Raw genomic sequence first — 20190 nt, forward strand, 5'->3', positions numbered from 1 at the left:
CCCGTGGGCCCCGCCGGCCCCGCCACTCAGACCGCCCGTACGCCGCCGGCGACCGAAGCCGTGCGCGCGCCCAGCCTGGAGAGCCTGGGTCTGGCCGCCCGCCGGCCCCTGGTGATTGTGGACGTGGACGAGGTGCTGGGCCACTTCATGGAGGGCTTCGGCGACTTCCTGGCCACCCGCGGGCTGGAGCTGCGGGTGGAGCGGTTCGCCCTCTTTCAGAACATCTACGCCCCGGGCGCGGAAGAGCACATCGCCCTGGAAGAAGGCCGCCGCCACTATGAGGACTTCTTCCGTTATGGCGCGGGCGCCATGCGGGTGGCGGAGGGGGCCCAGGACGCCCTGCGCCAGATCGCCGAGCGGGCCGGCGTGATCATACTGACCAATGCGCCGGGCCAGGCCCGGCTGGCCCGGGCGCGCTGGCTTGGCCGTCACGGCCTGGACTATCCGCTGCTCCTGAACACGGGCCCCAAGGGCCCCCTGGCCGCGGCGCTTGTGGCCCAGGCCCATGGCCCGGCGGCCTTCATCGACGACCTTCTGCCCAATCTCGACTCGGTGGCCGAGGAGGCGCCCCATGTCAGCCGCTTCCAGCATGTGGCCGACACCCGGCTGCGCCCGCTGGCGCCCGCCGCGCCTGACCGGCACACGCGCATTGATGACTGGGACGCCCTGGGCGCGGCGCTGATCGAGACCATCGGCTGAGCCCCCATGATCCGCATCGGCGTGGACTTCGGCGGCACCAAGATCGAGGCCGCCGCCCTGGCGGCGTCTGGCCAGATCCTGGCCCGCGTCAGGGCGCCCAATCCGGGCGCCTATGAGCCCGCCCTGGAGGTCGTGAAGGACTTGGTGGCGCAGGCCGAGGCGGAAGCCGGCGCCCGGGCCGCGGCGGTGGGGATGGGAATCCCCGGATCGGTCTCCCCGCGCACCGGCCTGGTGCGCAACGCCAATTCCGTCTGGCTGAACGGTCGGCCGGTGGCCGAGGACATGGCCCGCGCCCTGGGCCGGCCCGTGCGTCTGGCCAATGACGCCAACTGCCTGGCCCTGTCGGAGGCCGCCGATGGGGCCGGCGCCAGCGCGGGCGTGGTCTTCGCCGCCATATTGGGCACCGGCTGCGGCGGCGGGCTGGTGGTGGGCGGAGCCCTGGTGGAAGGCGCCAATGGCGTGGCCGGCGAATGGGGCCACACCCCCCTGCCCTGGTCCACGGCGCAGGAATATCCTGGCCGGCCCTGCTGGTGCGGACGCCGGGGGTGCCTGGAGACCTGGCTCTCGGGACCGGCCCTGGCGGCCGACCACGGCCTGGGCCTGCGCGCCGAGGAGATCGCCCGGCTGGCCGCCCAGGGCGAGCCGGCTGCAACGGCCGCCCTGGACCGTTATGTGGACCGGCTGGGCCGGGCCCTCGCCTGCGTGGTGGACCTGATCGATCCCGACGTGATCGTCCTGGGCGGCGGGGTTTCGAACATCTCCGCCCTCTACGACCGCCTGCCCTCAGCCATAACGCCGCACGTCTTTTCCGACAGCGCCCAGGTGGTGGTCCGCCAGGCGATGCACGGCGATTCGTCGGGCGTACGGGGGGCGGCCTGGCTCTGGCCCCTGCCGGCGCCATGAGCGAGGCGCTTCCGGCCCTCTGTCGCGACTGCCTGTGGACGGGACCGACCCGCGCGGGCGCCGCCGGCCCACGCCGCTGCCCGGCCTGCGGCTCGCCACGGTTGGTGGCCCATGCCGAACTGAACGCCCTGTCCATGGCGCATCTGGACTGCGACGCCTTCTACGCCTCGGTGGAGAAGCGGGACCGCCCGGAGTTGCGCGACGTGCCGGTGATCGTCGGGGGCGGCGTGCGCGGGGTGGTCACCACCTGCTGCTACCTGGCGCGCGTGCACGGGGTCCGTTCGGCCATGCCCATGTTCAAGGCGCTGAAGGCCTGCCCCCAGGCGGTGGTGATCAAGCCTGACTTCACCAAGTACCGGACCGAGAGCCGCAGGATCATGGCCCTGATGGCGGAACTCACCCCGCTGGTGCAGCCCCTGTCCCTGGACGAGGCCTGGATGGACCTGAGCGGCACGCAAAGGCTGCATGGGGCCGCGCCAGCCCTGACGCTCGCCCGCCTGCAGGCCCGGATCGAGGCCGAGACCAGGCTCACCGTCTCCATTGGTCTCGCCCCCAACAAGTTCCTGGCCAAGATCGCCTCGGACCTGGACAAGCCGCGGGGCTTTTCGGTGATCGGCGCGGCCGAGGCGCAAGCCTTCCTCGCGCCCCGCCCGGTGGGTATCCTGCCCGGCGTCGGCCCGGCCATGGTGCGCGCTCTGGAAGGCGCGGGCCTGCGCACGGTGGGGGATCTGGCGAGAGCCGAGCCCAAGGACCTGGCCCGCAGGTTCGGCGCCCAGGGACTGCGCCTGGCCGGCCTCGCCCTGGGCCAGGACAATCGCCCCGTGGACCCTGATCAGGCCCGCAAGAGCATCAGCGCCGAGACCACCTTCAACACCGATCTGTCCGCCTATGAGGCGCTGGAAGATCGCCTGGCCGCCCTCTGCGACAAGGTGGCGCGCCAGGCGCGGGCCGCGGAGCTGACCGGCCGGGTGGTGACCCTCAAGCTGAAGAGCGCCGACTTCCGCATCCTGACCCGGCGGCGCGCCCTGGCCGCGCCGACTCAGACGGCCAAGACCCTGTTTCGGGTCGGGCAGGACCTGCTGGCCCGGGAATGCGACGGACGCGCCTTCCGACTCATCGGGATCGGCCTGGCCGACCTGTCGCCCGCCGGCCAGGGCGAGGCGGACTTCTTCGGCGACGACGAGGCCCGCGACCTGGCCGGAGAGCGAACCATGGACGCCATCCGCGCCCGTTTCGGCCCTGCGGCCATCAGCTCAGCCAGAGCCTTGAGAAAAAACGCCGAGACGGGAGATTGAGTGTGGCGTCGATGCACGCTAGGCCGGACGACGAAAAGTTGGGCTTTGGCCGCTTGGTGTCGCCTCGCGACGATTTCAACCCTTCCAAACGCGGCGACTTTCCATATCTAATCACCCAAGAGGCGGGCCTCGACGCCCGCCAGGAGACGTTTTCGATGGCCGAGCGCAAGCAAGGTGACGTGTCGACGGGCGTCAAATCGGCGGTCGTCACCCAGACCAAGCCGAAGACGCAGAAGCCGTCCATGTACCGGGTTCTGCTACTGAACGACGACTACACGCCTATGGAATTCGTGGTCTACGTTCTGGAACAGTTCTTCAACAAGTCGCGCGAAGACGCGACGCGCATCATGCTTCATGTCCACCAGCACGGCGTGGGCGTGTGCGGCGTATTCACTTACGAGGTGGCGGAAACGAAAGTCGCGCAGGTCGTTGATACCGCTAGGCGGCACCAGCACCCGCTTCAATGCACCATGGAAAAGGATTGAGAGGCCCAGATTGCCCTCGTTTTCGCGCCAACTCGAAGAATCCCTGCACCGCGCCGTCGCCTACGCCAATGAGCGTAAGCACGAGTACGCGACCCTGGAGCATCTGCTCCTCGCGTTGGTCGATGACGAGGAGGCCGCGTCCGTCATGCGCGCCTGCGACGTGGACCTGGGCGCGCTGCGGGCCACCCTCACCGGCTATGTGGACAATGAGCTCCGCTCGCTGGTGGTGGACGACGGTGAGGACGCCAAGCCCACGGCGGGCTTCCAGCGCGTGATCCAGCGCGCGGTGATCCACGTCCAGTCCTCGGGCCGCGAGGATGTCACCGGCGCCAATGTGCTGGTGGCCATCTTCTCCGAACGGGAAAGCCACGCCGCCTACTTCCTGCAGGAGCAGGACATGACGCGCTATGATGCGGTGAATTTCATCGCCCATGGCATCGCCAAGAAGGCGGGCGCGGCGACCGACGGCGGCAAGCCGGTCAAGGGCGCCGACGACGAGGAAAAGGCCGCGGTGAAGACCGGCGGCGAGGCGCTGGACGCCTACTGCGTCAACCTCAATGAGAAGGCCAAGGAGGGCAAGGTCGACCCCCTGATCGGCCGGGCCATGGAGGTGGAGCGCGCCATCCAGATCCTGTGCCGCCGCACCAAGAACAACCCCCTGCTGGTGGGCGACCCCGGCGTGGGCAAGACCGCTATCGCCGAAGGCCTGGCGCGCAAGATCGTCAACCACCAGGTCCCCGACGTCCTGGCCAACTCCACCATCTTCTCCCTCGACATGGGCGCGCTCCTGGCGGGCACCCGCTATCGCGGCGACTTCGAGGAGCGGATCAAGCAGGTGGTCAAGGAGCTGGAGAACCACCCCGACGCCATCCTGTTCATCGACGAGATCCACACGGTGATCGGCGCCGGCGCCACCAGCGGCGGGGCCATGGACGCCTCGAACCTGCTGAAGCCGGCCCTGGCCTCGGGCAGCCTGCGGTGCATGGGCTCCACCACCTACAAGGAGTTTCGCCAGCACTTCGAGAAGGACCGCGCCCTGGTGCGCCGGTTCCAGAAGATCGACGTCAACGAGCCCACCATCGAAGACACGATCAAGATCCTCAAAGGCCTCAAGACCTATTACGAGGAGTTCCACAAGCTCCGCTACACCAATGAAGCTCTGAAGGTCGCCGTGGAGCTGTCGGCCAAGTACATCACCGACCGCAAGCTGCCCGACAAGGCCATCGACATCATCGATGAGGCCGGGGCCAGCCAGATGCTTCTGCCCGAAAGCCGGCGCAAGAAGACCATCGGCGTGAAGGAGATCGAAGCGGTCGTCGCCAAGATCGCCCGCATTCCGCCCAAGTCGGTCTCCAAGTCCGACACCGAGGCCCTCAAGCAGCTGGAAGCCGACCTCAAGCGGGCGGTGTACGGCCAGGACGAGGCCATCGAGCAGCTGTCTGCGGCCATGAAGATGGCCCGGGCGGGTCTGCGCGATCCCAACAAGCCCATCGGCTGCTATCTGTTCTCCGGTCCCACCGGCACCGGCAAGACCGAAACCGCGCGGCAGCTGGCCTCGACGCTTGGCATCGAACTCCTGCGGTTCGACATGTCGGAGTATATGGAGCGGCACACGGTCAGCCGCCTCATCGGGGCGCCTCCCGGCTATGTAGGCTTCGACCAGGGCGGTCTCCTGACCGACGCCGTCGATCAGCACCCCCACGCCGTGGTCCTGCTGGACGAGATCGAAAAGGCCCATCCGGACGTCTACAACATCCTGCTGCAGGTCATGGACCATGGCGTTCTGACCGACGCCAACGGCAAGAAGATCGACTTCCGCAACGTGGTCCTGATCATGACCACCAATGCCGGCGCCTCCGACGCCCAGCGGAACTCCATCGGTTTTGGCCGCGGCAAGGCGGAGGACGAGGTGGACGAGGCGCTCAAGCGGCTGTTCACGCCGGAATTCCGCAACCGTCTGGACGCCGTGGTGGCCTTCCGTCCGCTGGATCCGGCCATCATTCGCCAGGTGGTGCAGAAGTTCGTCATGCAGCTGGAGGCCCAACTGGCCGACCGCCATGTGACGATCGAGACCTCCGACGAGGCGGCCGGTTGGCTGGCCGACAACGGCTTCGACGAACTCTATGGCGCCCGGCCCCTGGCCCGGGTCATCCAGGAGAACATCAAGAAGCCCCTGGCCGACGAGATTCTCTTCGGCCGGCTGGTCAAGGGCGGCCATGTCCGCGTGGTGCTCAAGGACGGCAAGCTCGACTTCGAAATCGAGGGCGAGGTCCGCGAGCCGGGCGCGCCCAAGATCGAGAACCCGTCCAAGGACGCCGCGCCCGAACTGGCCGATTGAGGCTGCTCAGAGCGCTGAGACGATCAAAGCCCCGGCCTCGCGGCCGGGGCTTTTTTCATGCGGGCCAGGGGAGCTTCAGGCGATCTTGGCGGCGATCTGCTCGGCCAGGGTCTTCAGCTCCGCGGGGTCGGCCATGGCCCCCGAGGCATGGCGTCCCACCGCCACGCCCTCCCACCGGGGCAGGATATGGAAATGGGGGTGGAACACCGTCTGGCCGGCGGCCGCCCCGTTGAACTGGGTGATCACCAGGCCGTCCGGCTGCAGGGCCGCGCGCACCGCCCGCGCCACCCGCTGAACCCCCAGGATCAGCGGCGCCAGCACCGCGGGGTCTTCCTCCAGCAGGTTGCGCGCCGTGGAAGCCTTGGGGATCACCAGGGTGTGGCCCTTCACCTGCGGGAAGACGTCCATGAAGGACAGCACATGGTCGTCCTCGAACACGCGGGCGCAGGGCGCCTCGCCGCGCAGGATCTTGGCGAAGATGTTGTCGGGGTCGTAGGTCCCGTCCAGGCTCATGGCGCGCTCCCTCTTGGCTGCGGCTTGATTAGCAAGCGTGGGGCGTGAGGCGAAGGCCCCTACCCCTCCCCGCCCTCGCGGAAGGGCGAGTATTCCTCGGCCAGCCACTCCATCTCCCCGTCGACGGCGGCCTTTTCCCGGGCCACGAAGTCCTCCACCGGGCCGCGCAGGGCCGGGTCGGCGATGTAATGGGCGGAGAAGACCGGGCTCGGCAGATAGCCGCGGGCGATCTTGTGCTGGCCCTGGGCGCCGGCCTCCACCCGCGACAGCCCCCGCCCGATGGCCCACGCGATGGCCTGATAGTAGCAGAGCTCGAAGTGCAGGAACGGCACGTCCTCGGTACAGCCCCAGTTGCGGCCGTAGAGGGCGTCGGCGCCGATGAGGTTGAGCGCCCCGGCGATCCAGCGGCCGTTCCGCCGCGCCATGACCAGCAGGACCCGGTCGGCCATGCGCTCCCCCAGGAGGGAGAAGAAGGTCCGGTTCAGATAGGGCCGGCCCCACTTGCGCGAGCCGGTGTCCATATAGAACGCGTAGAAGGCGTCCCAGGCGTCTTCGGTCAGATCGGCGCCCGTCAGGCAGACGATCTCCAGCCCCGCCTGGGCGTCGCGCCGCTCCCGCCGGATGGTCTTGCGCCGGCCGGAGGACAGGTCAGCCAGGAAGTCGTCGAAGTCGCCATAGCCGCGGTTTCGCCAGTGATATTGCTGGCCCTGGCGCTGGGCGAGCCCCTGCGCCCCCATCCACTCCCACTCGTCCTGGGTGGGGAAGTTGATGTGCAGGGACGATACCTCGTAGCGTTCGCACAGGCTCAAGGCGCCGCCGATCAGCATGCGTCGCCCCTCGTCCGGATCCACGTCCGGACGCACCAGCAGGCGCGGCCCCGTGGCGGGCGTGAACGGCGCCGCCGCCAGCAGTTTCGGATAATAGCGCCCGCCGGCGCGCTCATAGGCCTCGGCCCAGGCGTGATCGAAGATGTATTCGCCCTGGCTGTGGGACTTCAGATAGAGGGGCATGACCGCCCCCACCTGGCCGACCTCATCCTCCACCGCCAGGTGCTGCGGCCCCCAGCCAGTGCGCTCCACCGCGCAGCCGGACTCCTCGAGAATGTCGAGGAAGTCATAGGCCACGAAGGGATTGCCCGAAGGCCCCGCGCAGGCGTCCCAGGCGGCGGCGCCGATCTCGGCGATTCGGCGGTGAATCCGGACCGCCGGCCTCAGGCTCACGCGGCGAATCCCTCGAAGATCAGATTGTCGCAGTGGGCCTTCACCGCCTCCCATTGGGCGGGTTCGCGCACGGTCCAGGCGACCACGGGCATGCCCTGGGCGCGATAGGCGTCGGCCTCGGCGCTGGGCAGGCAGTCAAGCCCCAGCGCCAGGAAGTGCGGCCGGGCGATGGAGACCTGCTCCAGCCGCGCATAGGCTTGGCGCTCGGCCTCGTCCAGGTGCTTGACCCCGCGATAGCTGAAGGAATCCAGCCCGCGCAGGACGCCCGGATAGCGGTCGGCGAACCAGGCGTGGGAATAGGGATTGAAGCCGATGACACAGAGCGGCCCGGCATGGTCGGCGATCACCTCGTGAACCCGCTGTTCCAGCGGTCCCACCTCGCCCCAGTGGGTCTTGAGCTCCACATGGACCATGGCCCGATGTCCGATCACGGCCAGGGTCTCCAGCAGGGTCGGGATGGTCTCGTCAGTATCCTTCAGCCGCATGGCCTGGAGATCGGCCGCCGTATGGTCGCGCAGGCGGCCCGGCTGGCCGGTCATGCGCTCCAGGCTGTTGTCGTGGAAGACCATGGCCTCGCCGTCGGCGCTGAGATGGACGTCCAGCTCGATGCCGTAGCCCGCCGCGCAGGCCGCCTGGAAGGCCGCCAGGGAGTTTTCCGGCGCGCCGTCCGGCCGCCAAAGGCCCCGATGGGCCACCGGCGGGTGGAACAGAAGGTCCCAGGCCTCGCCGAACCGATCCCTCACGCGACCTCCACCACAGCGTCCACCTCGACGGCGAAGTTCATGGGCAGCCGATAGACGCCCACCGCCGAACGGGCGTGTCGCCCGATGTCGCCAAAGGCGTCCACCATCAGGTCCGAGGCGCCGTTCACCACCTGGGGAATGTCGAAGAAGCCGGGTCCGGCCTGGACGAAACCGCCCAGCTTCACCACCCGGATCACGCGGCCCAGATCGCCGCCGCAGGCGGCCTTCATCTGGGCGATCAGATTGATGGCGCAGAGGCGGGCGGCGAACCGCGCGGTCTCCATGTCCACATCCTCGCCGACGATCCCGGTGACGCCGCCCTGGGCGTCGCGGGAAACCTGGCCGGAAATATGCAGCAGCGCACCGGCCCGGACGAAGGGCACATAGTTGGCGACCGGGGCGGAGGGTTCAGGCAGGCGCACCCCAAGGGCCGCCAGACGTTCTTCGACGGTGGACATGACCTAGTCTCTATCCCCGCCCAGCCCATGAGAAAAGCCCGGTCCGTCTCCGAACCGGGCTTTCCCATATTCCTCGGGGTCGCCCCCGGAAGGTCGCGCCTTAGCGGGCGGCCTGGAAGCGCTCGACCGTGGCGGACATGCGCTCGTTCAGGGGCTTCATGGTGTCCTTGAGCGAGGCGGTGAAGACCTCGGACATGCGGGTCATTTCGGCCATGTAGGTTTCGAGCGCCGACTTGGCGAAGGCGGTCTGGACCTCGACGGCCTCTTGAACGCTCTTGGCCTGGGCCAGCTTCTGGGCGGCGGCGACCTGGTCTTCCATCTGCTTCTTGGAATAGGCCACGGCCTGGGCGCTGACGGTCTCGGCGCCCTTGGCGGCGGCGGTCACCGAGGCGACCATGGCCTCCAGGTTCTTCTTGGAATAGGTGTTGGTCTCGGCCAGGGCGGCCAGGGACTTTTCAACGGCGTCCTTGAACACCTGGTTGCCGGCGAGGCTGAACTGTTCGGCGGTGGTCTTGGCGCTTTGGGCGGTCTGGGCGGCGGCGGCGGCCATGGCTGAACTCCTGGAGGTCGGCGCGGGGTCGCGCAAATGAGGGGCGGAAGAACTCTACGCAGGCGCAACATCCCATGTTGCATCGCAGCAGTCAACGAATTTTTGTGCACCGCACAATGACGGTGACGTGACAGGCGACCCGCCGCTCGCCTTTCAGGGGGCATGTGCGGCGATTTGGGTTCCTCAACAGGTGTTTACCCTCCCGCAAGGGCGGTCATGTCATGCTAGGCTTTCCTGGTCGGCGCCTCGGGGGGCGCCGATCCATCCAGACGAAGACGGACGAAGCGATGTTCAAAACCGCCCGCCGCCCGATTCTCGCCAGCTTGACCGCCCTGGCGGTGGTCGCCGGCGGACTGGCCCCTACGGCCGTTCAGGCCCAGATCCCCTATCTTCAGCTGCCGGCCCAGCAGCCGAAATACGCCTCCATCGTGGTGGACGCCGCCACCGGCGAGGTGCTCTACGCCAAGCGCGCCGACAGCCCGCGCTACCCCGCCTCCATCACCAAGGTGATGACCCTTTATCTGATGTTCGAAGAGCTGGCCGCCGGGCGGATGCAGCTCGACGACCGCATCACCTTCTCGCCGCGCGCCGCGGCGGCGCCCCCCACCAAGCTGTTCGTCAAGGCCGGGGATTCCATCACCGTCCAGGAGGCCATGCACGCGCTTTCCATCCGCTCGGCCAATGATGTGGCCGTGGCCGTGGCCGAGCGCCTGGGGGGCAGCGAGGCGCGCTTCGCGGCCATGATGACCCTGCGCGCCCGTGAGCTGGGGATGGACTCCACCACCTTCGTCAACGCCTCGGGCCTGCCCGACAGCCGCCAGATCTCTACGGCCCGCGACCTGGCCGTGCTTTCGCGTGCGGTGATGCGCGACTTCCCGCAGTACTACGCCCTGTTCAGCCAGCCCCAGTTCAACTTCCGGGGCACGGAGATTCGCGGGCACAACAATCTGCTGCGCCGCGAAGTGGGCGTGGACGGGCTGAAGACCGGCTACACCAACGCCTCGGGCTACAATATCGCCATCTCCGGGGTGAAGCATGACCGCCGGCTGATCGTCGTTGTGCTGGGGGGCGCGTCCACCGCGGCCCGCGACAACCACGCCCAGGACCTGCTGCTCACCGGCTTCGATGTGGCCGAGCGTCGGGAGCGGGGCGAACGGATCACCGTGGCCCAGAACCTGTTCGAGCCCGAGCCCACCGGCCAGATCATGCGCCCCTCCCGCGAACAGGGGGATGGGGAGCAGGACGGCCTGAAGATCGTCCTGGCTTCGGCTCCGGCCCCCGCGGCCCAGACCCGGCCGAGCGCCGCCGCAGCAGCCGGCCGCTGGCAGGTTCAGGTGGGGGCGTTCAAGTCCCGTGATCTGGCCAATGAGCAGCTCCGCCTGACCCGGCGGCGGTTCACCGACACCTTCACCGGCGCCGAGACCTTCGTCACCGACGCCAGCAGCGGCTTCTACCGGGCCCGCTTCACCGGACTGACCGAGAGCCGCGCCAAGGCCGCCTGCGAGACCCTCAAGGCCAGCCGTCAGGCCTGCATGGTGATCGGGCCGGGCTAATCCAACCGCGCACCGGGATTCAGGATCTGAGCAGACGATCCCGGGCGGCGTTCAGCTGGGCGGCCAGACCGGCCGTGCCGCCGGCGTCGGGATGGGTCCTGCGGATCAGCCGGTTATAGGCGGCCCGGATGTCCTCGGGACTGGCCCCTTCCTCGACCCCCAGCAGGGCGCGGGCCTCGGCCAGGCTCATGGCGCCGGCGGACCGCGCAGGGGCCTCGGTCCCGCCCCGGCGAGCCTGCATCGCCAGCCAGAGCCCGCCCAGCAGCAGAACCGGCGCAAAGGCCCAGCCCCCGCGCGCGGCCAGGAAAGCGCCCGCGGCGAAGGCCGCCATGGCCCCCACGCCGGAAACAACCCGCCAGGCCCGTTGTCCGAACAGGGGCTTGCCGCGGCCGATCCACAGGAAAAAGCCCAGCAGGGCGGCGCCCAGGGCCAGATAGAGCATCAGCCTATTCGGCGGCCAGCAGGGTCTGGCCGGTCACCTCGCCCAGGCCGAGCGCGGCGATGAGGGCCCGCAGCTCCTGACGGGCGGCCACGTGCTGGAGCGAAACCGCCACGGGCCGGATGGCGGGGGACAGGTCGGCGATGGTCAGGCCGAAGGGGAAGAGCTCGCGATAGATGACGCGGTCGCGCAGGCCGGGCCCCACGCGGAAGCCCACCCGGCGCGACAAAGCCTTGACCCGCTCGTCCAGGCGGCGGCGGTTGCGCGCCTCGGTGGGGGCCAGACGGTTGCGCAGGACCACCCAGTCGATGGAGCGGCCGTCATGGGCCGCGCGCGCCTTGCGGCTGTCCCAGACGGTGACGGAATAGAGGCCCGGACGTTTCAGATCGAGGGTCACCGGGTCCACCCCGCCCAGCATGTCGAAATCGACGAAGCTGTCATTCATCGGCGTGACGATGAGGTCCGCCAGACCGTGGGCCGCCCGGGAGATGGCCGTGTCGCCGCCGGGGGTGTCGATCACCACAAAATCGGCCTGGGCTTGGGCCGCCTCGAAGGCCGCGCGGAAGGCGTCCATGGCCTCGGCCTCGGGCGCCACGCTCAGCTCAGCGCTCAGCGGGAATTCCAGCGGCAGGGGCGCGTCGGCGCCGTTGGCGGCCAGCCAGGCCCGGCGGTTGCCGAAGAAGTGGCCCATGGACTGCTGGCGCAGGTCCAGGTCCAGCACGGCCACTCGGGCGCCGCCATACATCAGCGCCACAGCCAGGTGGAGGGCGATGGTCGACTTGCCGGCGCCGCCCTTTTCATTGCCGACGACGATCACACGGGGTTGGGACATTCGCCCTGCTCCATTGATTCGGCCAAGTGCGCCAATCGGTTAACGAAACCCTTACCGGCGCCCTTCCGTCAACTTGGCTGGGTCCCTGGCTTGTGGACGGATGGACGCACCCCCGCCCCTCGGCCATAAGCCCGCGCGACGTCCTCCAGTTGGAATTCCGCCCATGGCCGCCGAAAACCTGCCTATCGTCCGCACCGTGGCCGCGCTGCGCGCCCAGGTGGAGGCCTGGCGCGACAGCGGGCTCAAGGTCGCCTTCGCGCCCACCATGGGCGCCTTGCATGAGGGACACCTCTCCCTGATCCGCCTGGGCCTGGATCGGGCCGACCGGGTGGTGGCCAGCATCTTCGTCAATCCGACTCAGTTCGGCCCGAACGAGGACTTCGACCGCTACCCGCGGAACGAGGCCGGCGACTCAGCCCTGCTGGCGGGCGCCGGCTGTCACCTGCTGTTCGCGCCTTCGGTGCAGGAGATGTATCCTCACGGTTTCGCCACCACCATCACCGTGACCGGCGTCTCCGAACCCCTGGACGGCGCCGCGCGCCCGGGCCACTTCAACGGGGTGGCCACGGTGGTGACGAAGCTGCTGAACCAGGCCCGGCCGGACATCGCCATCTTCGGCGAGAAGGACTATCAGCAACTGCAGGTGATCCGCCGGCTGGTGCGCGACCTCGACCTCCCCGTGGAGGTGGTGGGCGCCCCGATCGCTCGGGCCGAGGACGGCCTGGCCCTGTCGTCCCGCAACGCCTATCTCGACTCCGCCCAGCGTCAGATCGCCGGTCAGATGAACAAGGCTCTGGCCGACGCCGTCGCCCGGCTGGCGGCCGGTGAATCGGTGGAGCGGGTGGAGGCGACGGGCCGGGCGGCGCTTGAGCGCCACGGCTTTGAGACGGTCGACTATTTCGAGGTGCGCCTGGTCGAGGATCTGTCCCACCCCGGCCCCGGCCCATGTTCGGCGCCGGCCCGCGTCTTCGCCGCGGCCCATCTCGGCCGGACGCGGCTGATCGACAATATGGGCGCCTGAGGCCCTACCAGGCGCCGGCTTCGCGAAGCTGGCGGGCCAGTTCCGGCGGCAGGTCGCCGGTCGCCGCCCCGTCCAGATCCGGGGGCGCGTCCTTGGCCTCCAGATAACGCCAGCCCTGAAAGGCCCGGCGCGGAGTGGGCGCCACACGTACGACCGTCTCGTCCAGCCGCATCTCACAGCGGGCGGCGGCGCCTTCGCCCACCGTGGCGATCTCCAGGATGCGCTGCCGCGACAGCACCTGGCCCTTATAGACGCGGTAGAGGCTGCCCCCGTCGACGATCTCGGCGGCCCGCTTGGGCGTCTGCCGGGTGCGCAGGATCCAGGCCTCGCCGCGGGCCGCCGCCGTCGCCCGCCAGTCGAGCAGCTCCTCCACCGTGTCGCAGCCGACGCACAGCTTGATCACATGAAGCGGCATGGGGACGGGACTATTCGGCCCAGCGCGGCTTGCGCCTCTCCAGGAAGGCCCGCACGCCCTCCTGCCCTTCCTCGCTCACCCGGATGCGGGCGATGGCCCGGGCGGTCTCCTCCATCAGGCCGTGGTCGATCCGCTCATAGGCGACCTTGTCCACCAGACGCTTGGATTCGATCACCGCCTGCGGCCCGCAGGCCATCATCTCCTGGGCGATGCGCGCCATGGCCTGATCCAGCCCCGCATCATCGGCCACCACCTCGCTCACCAGGCCGATCTTCTCGGCATGGGCGGCGTCGAACACCTGACCGGTGGCGAACAGGGCCCGGGCGGCCCGGGCCCCGATGGCGCCGACCACATAGGGGCTGATGGTGGCCGGAATGATCCCCAGCTTGACTTCGGTGAAGGCGAACCGGGTCTCGGCGGTGGCCACGGCCATGTCGCAGGCCGCCGCCAGGCCCGCCCCGCCGCCAAAGGCGCCGCCCTGGACCAGGGCCACGGTCAGGGCCGGGATGTCCCACAGGTTCTTGAGCATCCGCGCCATGGACATGGCGTCTTCGTGATTGTCCGATTCGGTGTGATCGGCCGCAGCCCGCATCCAGTCCAGGTCGGCCCCGGCGCTGAAGGTCCCGCCGGCCCCGCGCAGGAAGACCACCCGCACGTGCTCGGCGCCGTGCAGGGTCTCGAAGGTCTCCGAGAGCGCGGCGATCAGCTCGGCGTCGAAGGCGTTGCGCCGCTCGGGGCGATTGATGGTGACGATGGCCACCCCCTCCACCGTGGCCTGGAGCTGCACCAGGCGGGAGGTGGCGTCGGTGTCCAGTCCTTCCACCAGCGGATCGACGATCGGATTGCCCATCGGCCATTCTCCCGTTCAGGCGACTGAGGTCTTGCGGCTTGGCATAGCCCTGGCGGCGGCAAGACGCCAGCCGTCGCTCACCGCGCTCCAATCTTCGCAAAAATACTCTAGGCTCCGCGACCGTGGGCCACCTTCCCGACATAACCAGCGACACCGCGCTCGCCCGCCTGTTCGAAGACGACCAGGTTCAGGGCGAGGCCTGCTGGTTCTCCCTGCCCGGCGGCCAGGTCCTGTTCGAGCCGGGCGAGGCCGCCGACCAGCTCTATCTGGTGCGGGCCGGGCGGCTGGGGGTGTTCCGTCGTGACGAGGGCCAGGAGCAGGCCTTTCTCGGCGTGATCCGGCCCGGCGAGCCTGCCGGCGAGATGGCCTTGCTGGCCGGTCTGTCCCATTCGGCCCGGGTCGTGGCCCTGCGCGATTCCGAGATCTTCGCCCTGCCCCGGGACGTCTTCCTGGAGGCGGCGGAGGACCGGCCCGAGGTCATGCTGGAACTGGCGCGGCTGGTGGTCCGCCGCAGCCGCAGCATCGCCGGACGCGAGCCGGGGGCCGAGCCGTCGGTCTATGGCTTCGTCACCGTGGGCGAACCGGTGGCCGTGAGGCCGCTGGTGGAACAGATCGCCCGCCACATCATGCGGCAGGGCTATACGGTGGCGGTGGTGGGCGCCGAGGCCGCCTCCGCCCCCACGGCCTGGTATTCCGAGGTCGAGCGCGCCCATGACTTCGTCCTCTATGCCGCCGAGGGCGACGACCTGGGCTGGCGGGCGGTGGTGGTCCGTCAGGTGGATCGGCTGTTCCGCCTGGGCCGCGCCGAGGCGCCGCCGCCCGGGGACATCCGCCTGCATCCCAGCCAGCCCCTGCAAGCCCACCGGCTGGTGGACCTGATCCTGGTCCATCCCACAGCCGCCGACCGCCCCCGCCACGGCGAGGCCTGGAGCGCCGCCGCCGGCCCGGCCCGCCTCTTCCACCTGCGCCGCAACGAGGAGGCCGACGCCGCCCGCATCGCTCGGGTGCTCACCGGCCGTTCGGTGGGGCTTGTCCTGTCCGGCGGCGGGGCGCGGGCCTACGCCCATGTGGGGGCGATCCGCGCCCTGCGGGAACATCAGGTGCCCATCGACTTCGTGGGCGGCGCCTCCATGGGGGCCATCATCGCCGCCGGCCTGGGCATGGGCTGGAGCGACGAAGAGGCCGATCGCCGCATCCGCCAGGCCTTCGTGGCCTCCAGCCCCCTGGACGACATCGCCTTTCCCCTCATCGCCATGACCCGGGGAGAGAAGGTCCGCGACCGGCTCTATGAACATTTCGGCGATGTCTGCATCTCCGACCTGTGGACGCCCTTCTTCGCGGTCTCGTCCAACCTCACCACAGGCGCCTATCAGATCCACCGCCAGGGACGGCTGGTGGAGGCCCTGCGCGCCTCTATCGCCCTGCCCGGGGTCATGCCGCCGGCCACCCAAGGCAATGAGGTGCTGGTGGACGGGGCGGTGCTCAACAACTTCCCCGCCGATGTGATGAGCGACTGGCACCTGGGGCCGGTGCTGGGAGTGGATGTGACGCGCGGACGCAGCATCACCGCCCGGGACGTGGCCCGGCCCTCCTCCGTCTTCCGCTGGATCGCCTCGGGCGCCTGGCGGCAGGGGCCGCCCATCGTCTCCCTGCTCATGCGGGCGGCCACCGTGCCCACGGGGCGCGACCTGCGCGCGGCGCGCGAGAGCGTCGATCTGCTGGTGACGCCGGACATGACCGGCGTCGAAATTCGCGACTGGCAGGCTTACGACGCCGCCGTAGCGGCCGGCTATCGCGCCATGTCGACCGCCCTGGAGGCCCAGAGCACGCCCATCACCGAGTTGCGCCGCCGGCCCACCCTGGATGAGCAGAACGGCCGCAAATGGTCATAGACGCGGCAAGGCGTCTCGGTCGGCGTCTTCACGGTCTTGGGAATTTGCGACTCGCCGCCGCCGCCCCCATATTCGAAGCGTCGTTCAACAACTGAAAGGAGGTGATCCAGTGTCTCATTGTCATTCGTCGCAGTCGGTGACCGTGACCTGGGCCTCCCGCGAGGCTTGCGCCTAAGCGCTCGGAAGGTTGCGGGCCGCCGCGCTGCGGTCCGACAATGGAGAGGCCGGCCCCTGCGAAGGAGCCGGCCTCTTTCGTTTCAGCCTGATCCCAGCCGCGATCGTAGCCGCGGCCAGGGCAGGTCCTATCAGCGGCGGGGGGTGGTGGCCGCGCCGGCCACGCCGCCCACAGCGGCGCCCACGGCGGCGCCTTCGAGGCTGCCGCCTACTACGCCGCCGACGGCCGCGCCGCCCAGGGCGCCGGTGGCCGCACGTTCGGTGACAGTGGTGCCGCAGGCGGCCAGCAACAGGGCCGAGGCCGCGAGGGGCACGGCGATCAGGGTCTTGGGCTTCGACTTCAACTCGGACATCTCGATCTCCTCCAGGTTCACCCTAAGGAAATTCAGGCCCCGCCCGATCGGTTCCGAAAAACCGTCTGCGATGCCGCCGAGCGCGCCCTGACCAAGACGTTCAGAAGACGGCGTCGTCATCCTCGGTCGAGCCCAGGCGCTGCAGCACCAGATAGGCGGCCAGACCGAAACAGGCCACGCCCACAATGCCGGCGAACCAGCCCACCACGAGCGGGCTCAGAAGGCCGCCCTCGGCGGAATTGGCGCTGAAGGCCCACACAAGCCCGCCACCGAACAGGGCCAGGCCCACCACCGCCAGGACCAGCATCTGGACGATGTCCCGCCGGGGCGGCGACTCCACAGGGGCCTCGAAGTCGCTGAGTTCGACCTCGCCCAGGGTGTCGTCGATGCGCAGCACCGGGCGATCGTCCTTGGGCCCGCTGTCCGCCTGCGACATGACCACCGGCTCAGGCGGCGGGTCCATCACGTCATTGGCGGGCCGCGTGGAGGCTTCGAACAGGGTGGGCGCCGTCGGCTCATCCGGTTTCGCCTCGGCCGACGAGCCCTCCTCGGACTCGGACTCGGCATCAGCCTCCGGCTCCAGCTCCGGCGCAGTGAGGCTGAAGGGCCGTCCGCCCGCCACCATGGCCGTGGGCGGCGGCGGGGCCGACAGGTCATCCTGGGGCGCGGCCTCGGCGCGCGGGGCGAAGGACGCGACCGTCAGCGACGGGGCGTCCTCGGCGGGGGCCGTCTCCGCCTGCGCCGCCTCGGGGGGCGGCTCGCGGAACATTGCCTGCAGCCGGTAGCTGACGGCCGCGGCGGCGGCCTGGGCGGGGCTCGCCTCCTCGCCCTCGTCGGGAACGGCGGGCGTCAGGCCGGCCTGGGCGGGATCGCGCACCGCCACCGCCTGCTCGCCTTCCAGGGCCGTGGTCAGGGCCACCGGGGTCTGGCGCGGCACGATGCCCGCCACGTCGGCGTCGATATTGGGACGCAGCACGGGCGACGGCGCCGGCACCCAGCCCTCCATGGGGGTCAGGAACAGGGTCTTCTCGGCCGCGCGACGGCGGACCAGGGCGTCGATGACGATGCGCTCGCCCTCGAAATCGGCCTTGCGCCACAGCTCCATGCCGCAGGCGGCCTGCAGCATCTGCCCCTCATTGATCCGTCGCAGCACCGAGGAGCGGCGGAAATTCTCCACCCCGATATTGAAGGCGAAACAGCACAGGGCGTCGAACTGGTTCTGGTTCAGGGGGGTGTAGATGCTCTCGTTCACCGCGTGGGCGACCGCGATCAGGTCGTAGAGCAGCAGGGCCTCGGCGTCCTGTTCCGAGACTTCAGCACCCTCCCGGGCGGTGAGCGTATGGCCATAGCCGATGGTCCAGCGGCCATCGGCCAGCCGGGCGGATTTGGCGCGATAGCCCTCGAAGCGCTTGATCAGATCGATGGCGGCGCGGGATATCTGATGACGCGGTTTCATGGCCGTCCTGATCCATTTCGAAACACAGACGCACGGTCTGGGCTTCCAACGGCAAGATAGGGACCGCCTACATTAGGATCAGGGCCGCCAGACCGAGGAAGGCGAAGAATCCTGTGAAGTCCGTCACGAAGGTGACGAAGACCGCCGAGGAGACCGCCGGGTCGCGGCCCATGCGGTCCAGCACCAGGGGCACCAGGGCCCCGGCCAGGGCGGCCATGAACATGTTGATGATGAGCGCCGCGCCGAAGGCCAGGGCCAGCCTGAGCTCGCCGAACAGCAGATAGACCGCGACCCCCGTGACCACCGCCAGAATGGCGCCATTGAGCAGGCCCACCATCAGTTCCCGCGTGACCGTGCGCACGGCGTTGACCGCCGACAACTCGCGGCTGGCCAGGGCGCGCACGGCCACCGTCAGGGTCTGGGTGGCGCCGTTCCCGCCCAGCGAGGCGACAATGGGCATCAACACCGCCAGGGTGACGATCTGCGCGATCTGCGCCTCGAATACCTGGATCACGCTGACGGCCACGGCGGCGGTCAGGGTGTTCAGCAGCAGCCACGGCAGGCGCGAACGCACGATGTCCAGAACGTCGCCATGCCGGGCGCCGTCAGAAACGCCGGCCAGGGCCAGGATATCCTCGCGGCTCTCGGCCTGGATGACGCCCACGATGTCATCCACCGTGATCTGACCCACCAGCCGGCCGCCCGGCTCCACCACCGGGGCGGAGATCAGGTGGTACTTGTCGAAGATGTAGGCGACCTCTTCCTGGTCCATGTCGACCGGGATCTCGGTAACCTGCTCCATGATCTGGGCGAGCGGGATCTCCCGGCGCGAGCGCAGCAGGTGGCTCACCGGCACGGCGCCCACCGGCTTGTAGCTGGGGTCGACGACGTAGACGTCGAAGAACAGCTCCGGCAGGTCGTCCTCTTCCTTGCGGAAATGGTCGATGGCCTGCCCCACGGTCCAGAACTGCGGCGCGGCCACCACCTCGCGCTGCATCAGGCGGCCGGCGGTTTCGTCCTCGTAGGCGAGCGAGGTCTCGATGGCCGCCCGCTCCACCTCGGGCATGGCGGCGAGCACCTGGGCCTTCTTGTCCTCCTCGAGGTCGTCGACGACATCGGCGGCGTCGTCGGAATCCATCTCGCCCAGCGCCTTGGCGAGGATGGCCGGGGAGACGTGCTCCAGCACGTCCTCACGGATCTCGGTGTCGAGCTCGTTGATGACATCGCCCAGGACCTCCGGGTCCAGGTGGGGCAGGAGCTCCTCGCGGTCGTCCGCCGAGAGGAAGCCCATCAGGTCGGCGATGTCCTCGGCCCGCAGGGCGCCGAGGAGTTCGCGCAGCCGCTCCGAATCGCCGCGGTCGAGCGCGTCGGCGACCATCCGGACGAATTCGGGATTGAAGGCGTAGTCCTCGCCGAGCGCGAGGTCTTCCAGGTCTTCGTCGGCCTCCATCAGCTCGGGATCGTCCGTTTCGCGAACCATGCGGACCTCCCTCTTCGCTATGTGATGGACGGACTCTTCCTAGCCGATCGAATGACCCTGATTCACTGGTGCGGTCGAGAAGACTCGAACTTCCACGGGTTGCCCCACAGCGACCTCAACGCTGCGCGTCTACCAATTCCGCCACGACCGCTCGTGGTGAGGCGCGGGGGGTAGCAAACCCCCGCAGGTTTGTGAAGGAGAGTTTTTAGGGCCGCTCAGCCCCCGCCCGCCATGAAGTCGTAGACATTGGCCTCGCGCGTGACGGCGATGGCGATCTTGTCGTCGCTGATCTGGATTTCGCCCCGCGCCACGGGATGGTTGTTGGCCAGGATCCAGACCTCGTCATTGACGCTGGCGTCCAGGGGAATCACCGCGCCGCGACCCATCCGCAGCAGTTGCTGCATGGGCAGGGAGGCACGGCCCAGCACGACGGAGATCTCCACATTGACCGCCTCGACCTGACTGGACAAACCCACACCCCTGGCCACCTTCGCGCCGCCTTTGCGACAGCCGCGTTCGCC

Annotated in this window: 21 protein-coding genes and 1 tRNA gene; 8 read left to right on the forward strand and 14 right to left on the reverse strand. The window is 69.3% G+C overall.

The features are described from left to right. Positions 1 to 3 precede the first annotated feature (3 nt). The 5 genes from V7D28_RS03125 (at position 4) to clpA (ending at position 5720) form a co-directional block, all read left to right on the forward strand. Entirely contained in the window at positions 4 to 699 is a 696-nt protein-coding gene (locus tag V7D28_RS03125) for a hypothetical protein (RefSeq protein WP_333585934.1), read from the forward strand. 6 nt (positions 700 to 705) lie between these two features. Next, positions 706 to 1602: an ROK family protein gene (locus tag V7D28_RS03130; protein ID WP_333585899.1), complete on the forward strand. Its 897-nt coding sequence runs from the start codon at positions 706 to 708 to the stop codon at positions 1600 to 1602. After that, positions 1599 to 2897: a DNA polymerase IV gene (locus V7D28_RS03135; RefSeq protein WP_333585900.1), complete on the forward strand. Its 1299-nt coding sequence runs from the start codon at positions 1599 to 1601 to the stop codon at positions 2895 to 2897. Before V7D28_RS03130 ends, V7D28_RS03135 begins: the two co-directional genes overlap by 4 nt. Before the next feature lie 155 nt (positions 2898 to 3052). Next, positions 3053 to 3382 carry an ATP-dependent Clp protease adapter ClpS gene (clpS, locus tag V7D28_RS03140; protein ID WP_333585935.1) on the forward strand — a complete coding sequence of 110 codons (330 nt, stop codon included), beginning with the start codon at positions 3053 to 3055 and terminating at the stop codon, positions 3380 to 3382. A 10-nt stretch (positions 3383 to 3392) separates the two neighbouring features. Beyond that, positions 3393 to 5720, forward strand: coding sequence for an ATP-dependent Clp protease ATP-binding subunit ClpA (gene clpA / locus V7D28_RS03145; protein WP_333585901.1), 2328 nt, complete (start codon positions 3393 to 3395; stop codon positions 5718 to 5720). A gap of 75 nt (positions 5721 to 5795) precedes the next feature. Here clpA and V7D28_RS03150 read toward each other — a convergent pair whose 3' ends face one another. The 5 genes from V7D28_RS03150 to V7D28_RS03170 form a co-directional block, all read right to left on the reverse strand. Further along, positions 5796 to 6233 (reverse strand): HIT family protein, encoded by a 438-nt coding sequence (locus tag V7D28_RS03150; protein ID WP_333585902.1) that lies wholly within the window; start codon positions 6231 to 6233, stop codon positions 5796 to 5798. A gap of 59 nt (positions 6234 to 6292) precedes the next feature. Next, positions 6293 to 7453, reverse strand: coding sequence for a GNAT family N-acetyltransferase (locus tag V7D28_RS03155; RefSeq protein WP_333585903.1), 1161 nt, complete (start codon positions 7451 to 7453; stop codon positions 6293 to 6295). Next, a complete protein-coding gene (locus V7D28_RS03160) occupies positions 7450 to 8196 on the reverse strand; it encodes a glycerophosphodiester phosphodiesterase family protein (protein ID WP_333585904.1) in 747 nt (248 codons plus the stop codon). Before V7D28_RS03160 ends, V7D28_RS03155 begins: the two co-directional genes overlap by 4 nt. Further along, positions 8193 to 8654: a RidA family protein gene (locus V7D28_RS03165; protein WP_333585905.1), complete on the reverse strand. Its 462-nt coding sequence runs from the start codon at positions 8652 to 8654 to the stop codon at positions 8193 to 8195. Before V7D28_RS03165 ends, V7D28_RS03160 begins: the two co-directional genes overlap by 4 nt. Before the next feature lie 100 nt (positions 8655 to 8754). After that, the gene (locus tag V7D28_RS03170; protein WP_333585906.1) at positions 8755 to 9204 is read right to left on the reverse strand and encodes a phasin family protein; all 450 of its coding nucleotides are present in this window, start codon (positions 9202 to 9204) and stop codon (positions 8755 to 8757) included. Between the two features lie 287 nt (positions 9205 to 9491). Here V7D28_RS03170 and V7D28_RS03175 point away from each other — a divergent pair, with 287 nt between their 5' ends. Then, entirely contained in the window at positions 9492 to 10757 is a 1266-nt protein-coding gene (locus V7D28_RS03175) for a D-alanyl-D-alanine carboxypeptidase (RefSeq protein ID WP_333585907.1), read from the forward strand. Between the two features lie 19 nt (positions 10758 to 10776). On the opposite strand, the gene V7D28_RS03180 is transcribed toward V7D28_RS03175, so the two are convergent. Together V7D28_RS03180 and V7D28_RS03185 are read right to left on the reverse strand one after the other, a co-directional pair. Further along, a complete protein-coding gene (locus V7D28_RS03180; protein ID WP_333585908.1) occupies positions 10777 to 11199 on the reverse strand; it encodes a J domain-containing protein in 423 nt (140 codons plus the stop codon). A gap of 4 nt (positions 11200 to 11203) precedes the next feature. Continuing rightward, complete coding sequence (locus tag V7D28_RS03185; protein WP_333585909.1) at positions 11204 to 12028, reverse strand: division plane positioning ATPase MipZ; 825 nt, start codon at positions 12026 to 12028, stop codon at positions 11204 to 11206. A 163-nt stretch (positions 12029 to 12191) separates the two neighbouring features. On the opposite strand from V7D28_RS03185, the gene panC reads away from it, so the two are divergent. Then, entirely contained in the window at positions 12192 to 13049 is an 858-nt protein-coding gene (gene panC, locus V7D28_RS03190) for a pantoate--beta-alanine ligase (RefSeq protein ID WP_333585910.1), read from the forward strand. A 4-nt stretch (positions 13050 to 13053) separates the two neighbouring features. Here the strand turns inward: panC and V7D28_RS03195 are convergent, their stop codons facing one another. Both V7D28_RS03195 and V7D28_RS03200 read right to left on the reverse strand, forming a co-directional pair. Then, positions 13054 to 13464: a DUF1489 family protein gene (locus V7D28_RS03195; protein ID WP_333585911.1), complete on the reverse strand. Its 411-nt coding sequence runs from the start codon at positions 13462 to 13464 to the stop codon at positions 13054 to 13056. A 10-nt stretch (positions 13465 to 13474) separates the two neighbouring features. Beyond that, a complete protein-coding gene (locus V7D28_RS03200; RefSeq protein ID WP_333585912.1) occupies positions 13475 to 14314 on the reverse strand; it encodes an enoyl-CoA hydratase-related protein in 840 nt (279 codons plus the stop codon). 122 nt (positions 14315 to 14436) lie between these two features. Here V7D28_RS03200 and V7D28_RS03205 point away from each other — a divergent pair, with 122 nt between their 5' ends. Continuing rightward, positions 14437 to 16206: a patatin-like phospholipase family protein gene (locus tag V7D28_RS03205; RefSeq protein WP_333585913.1), complete on the forward strand. Its 1770-nt coding sequence runs from the start codon at positions 14437 to 14439 to the stop codon at positions 16204 to 16206. Positions 16207 to 16511: 305 nt separating this feature from the next. Here V7D28_RS03205 and V7D28_RS03210 read toward each other — a convergent pair whose 3' ends face one another. The 5 genes from V7D28_RS03210 to V7D28_RS03230 form a co-directional block, all read right to left on the reverse strand. Next, complete coding sequence (locus V7D28_RS03210; RefSeq protein WP_333585914.1) at positions 16512 to 16733, reverse strand: hypothetical protein; 222 nt, start codon at positions 16731 to 16733, stop codon at positions 16512 to 16514. A gap of 100 nt (positions 16734 to 16833) precedes the next feature. Further along, complete coding sequence (locus V7D28_RS03215) at positions 16834 to 18189, reverse strand: glycoside hydrolase family protein (RefSeq protein ID WP_333585915.1); 1356 nt, start codon at positions 18187 to 18189, stop codon at positions 16834 to 16836. Between the two features lie 67 nt (positions 18190 to 18256). Next, positions 18257 to 19669, reverse strand: coding sequence for a magnesium transporter (mgtE, locus tag V7D28_RS03220; protein ID WP_333585916.1), 1413 nt, complete (start codon positions 19667 to 19669; stop codon positions 18257 to 18259). Between the two features lie 66 nt (positions 19670 to 19735). Beyond that, positions 19736 to 19820: transfer RNA gene (locus V7D28_RS03225), tRNA-Leu, on the reverse strand. A 64-nt stretch (positions 19821 to 19884) separates the two neighbouring features. Then, a complete protein-coding gene (locus V7D28_RS03230; protein WP_333585917.1) occupies positions 19885 to 20139 on the reverse strand; it encodes a FliM/FliN family flagellar motor switch protein in 255 nt (84 codons plus the stop codon). Positions 20140 to 20190: the final 51 nt, after the last annotated feature.

The sequence above is a fragment of the Phenylobacterium sp. genome, assembly GCF_036723115.1.
Classification (GTDB): domain Bacteria; phylum Pseudomonadota; class Alphaproteobacteria; order Caulobacterales; family Caulobacteraceae; genus Phenylobacterium.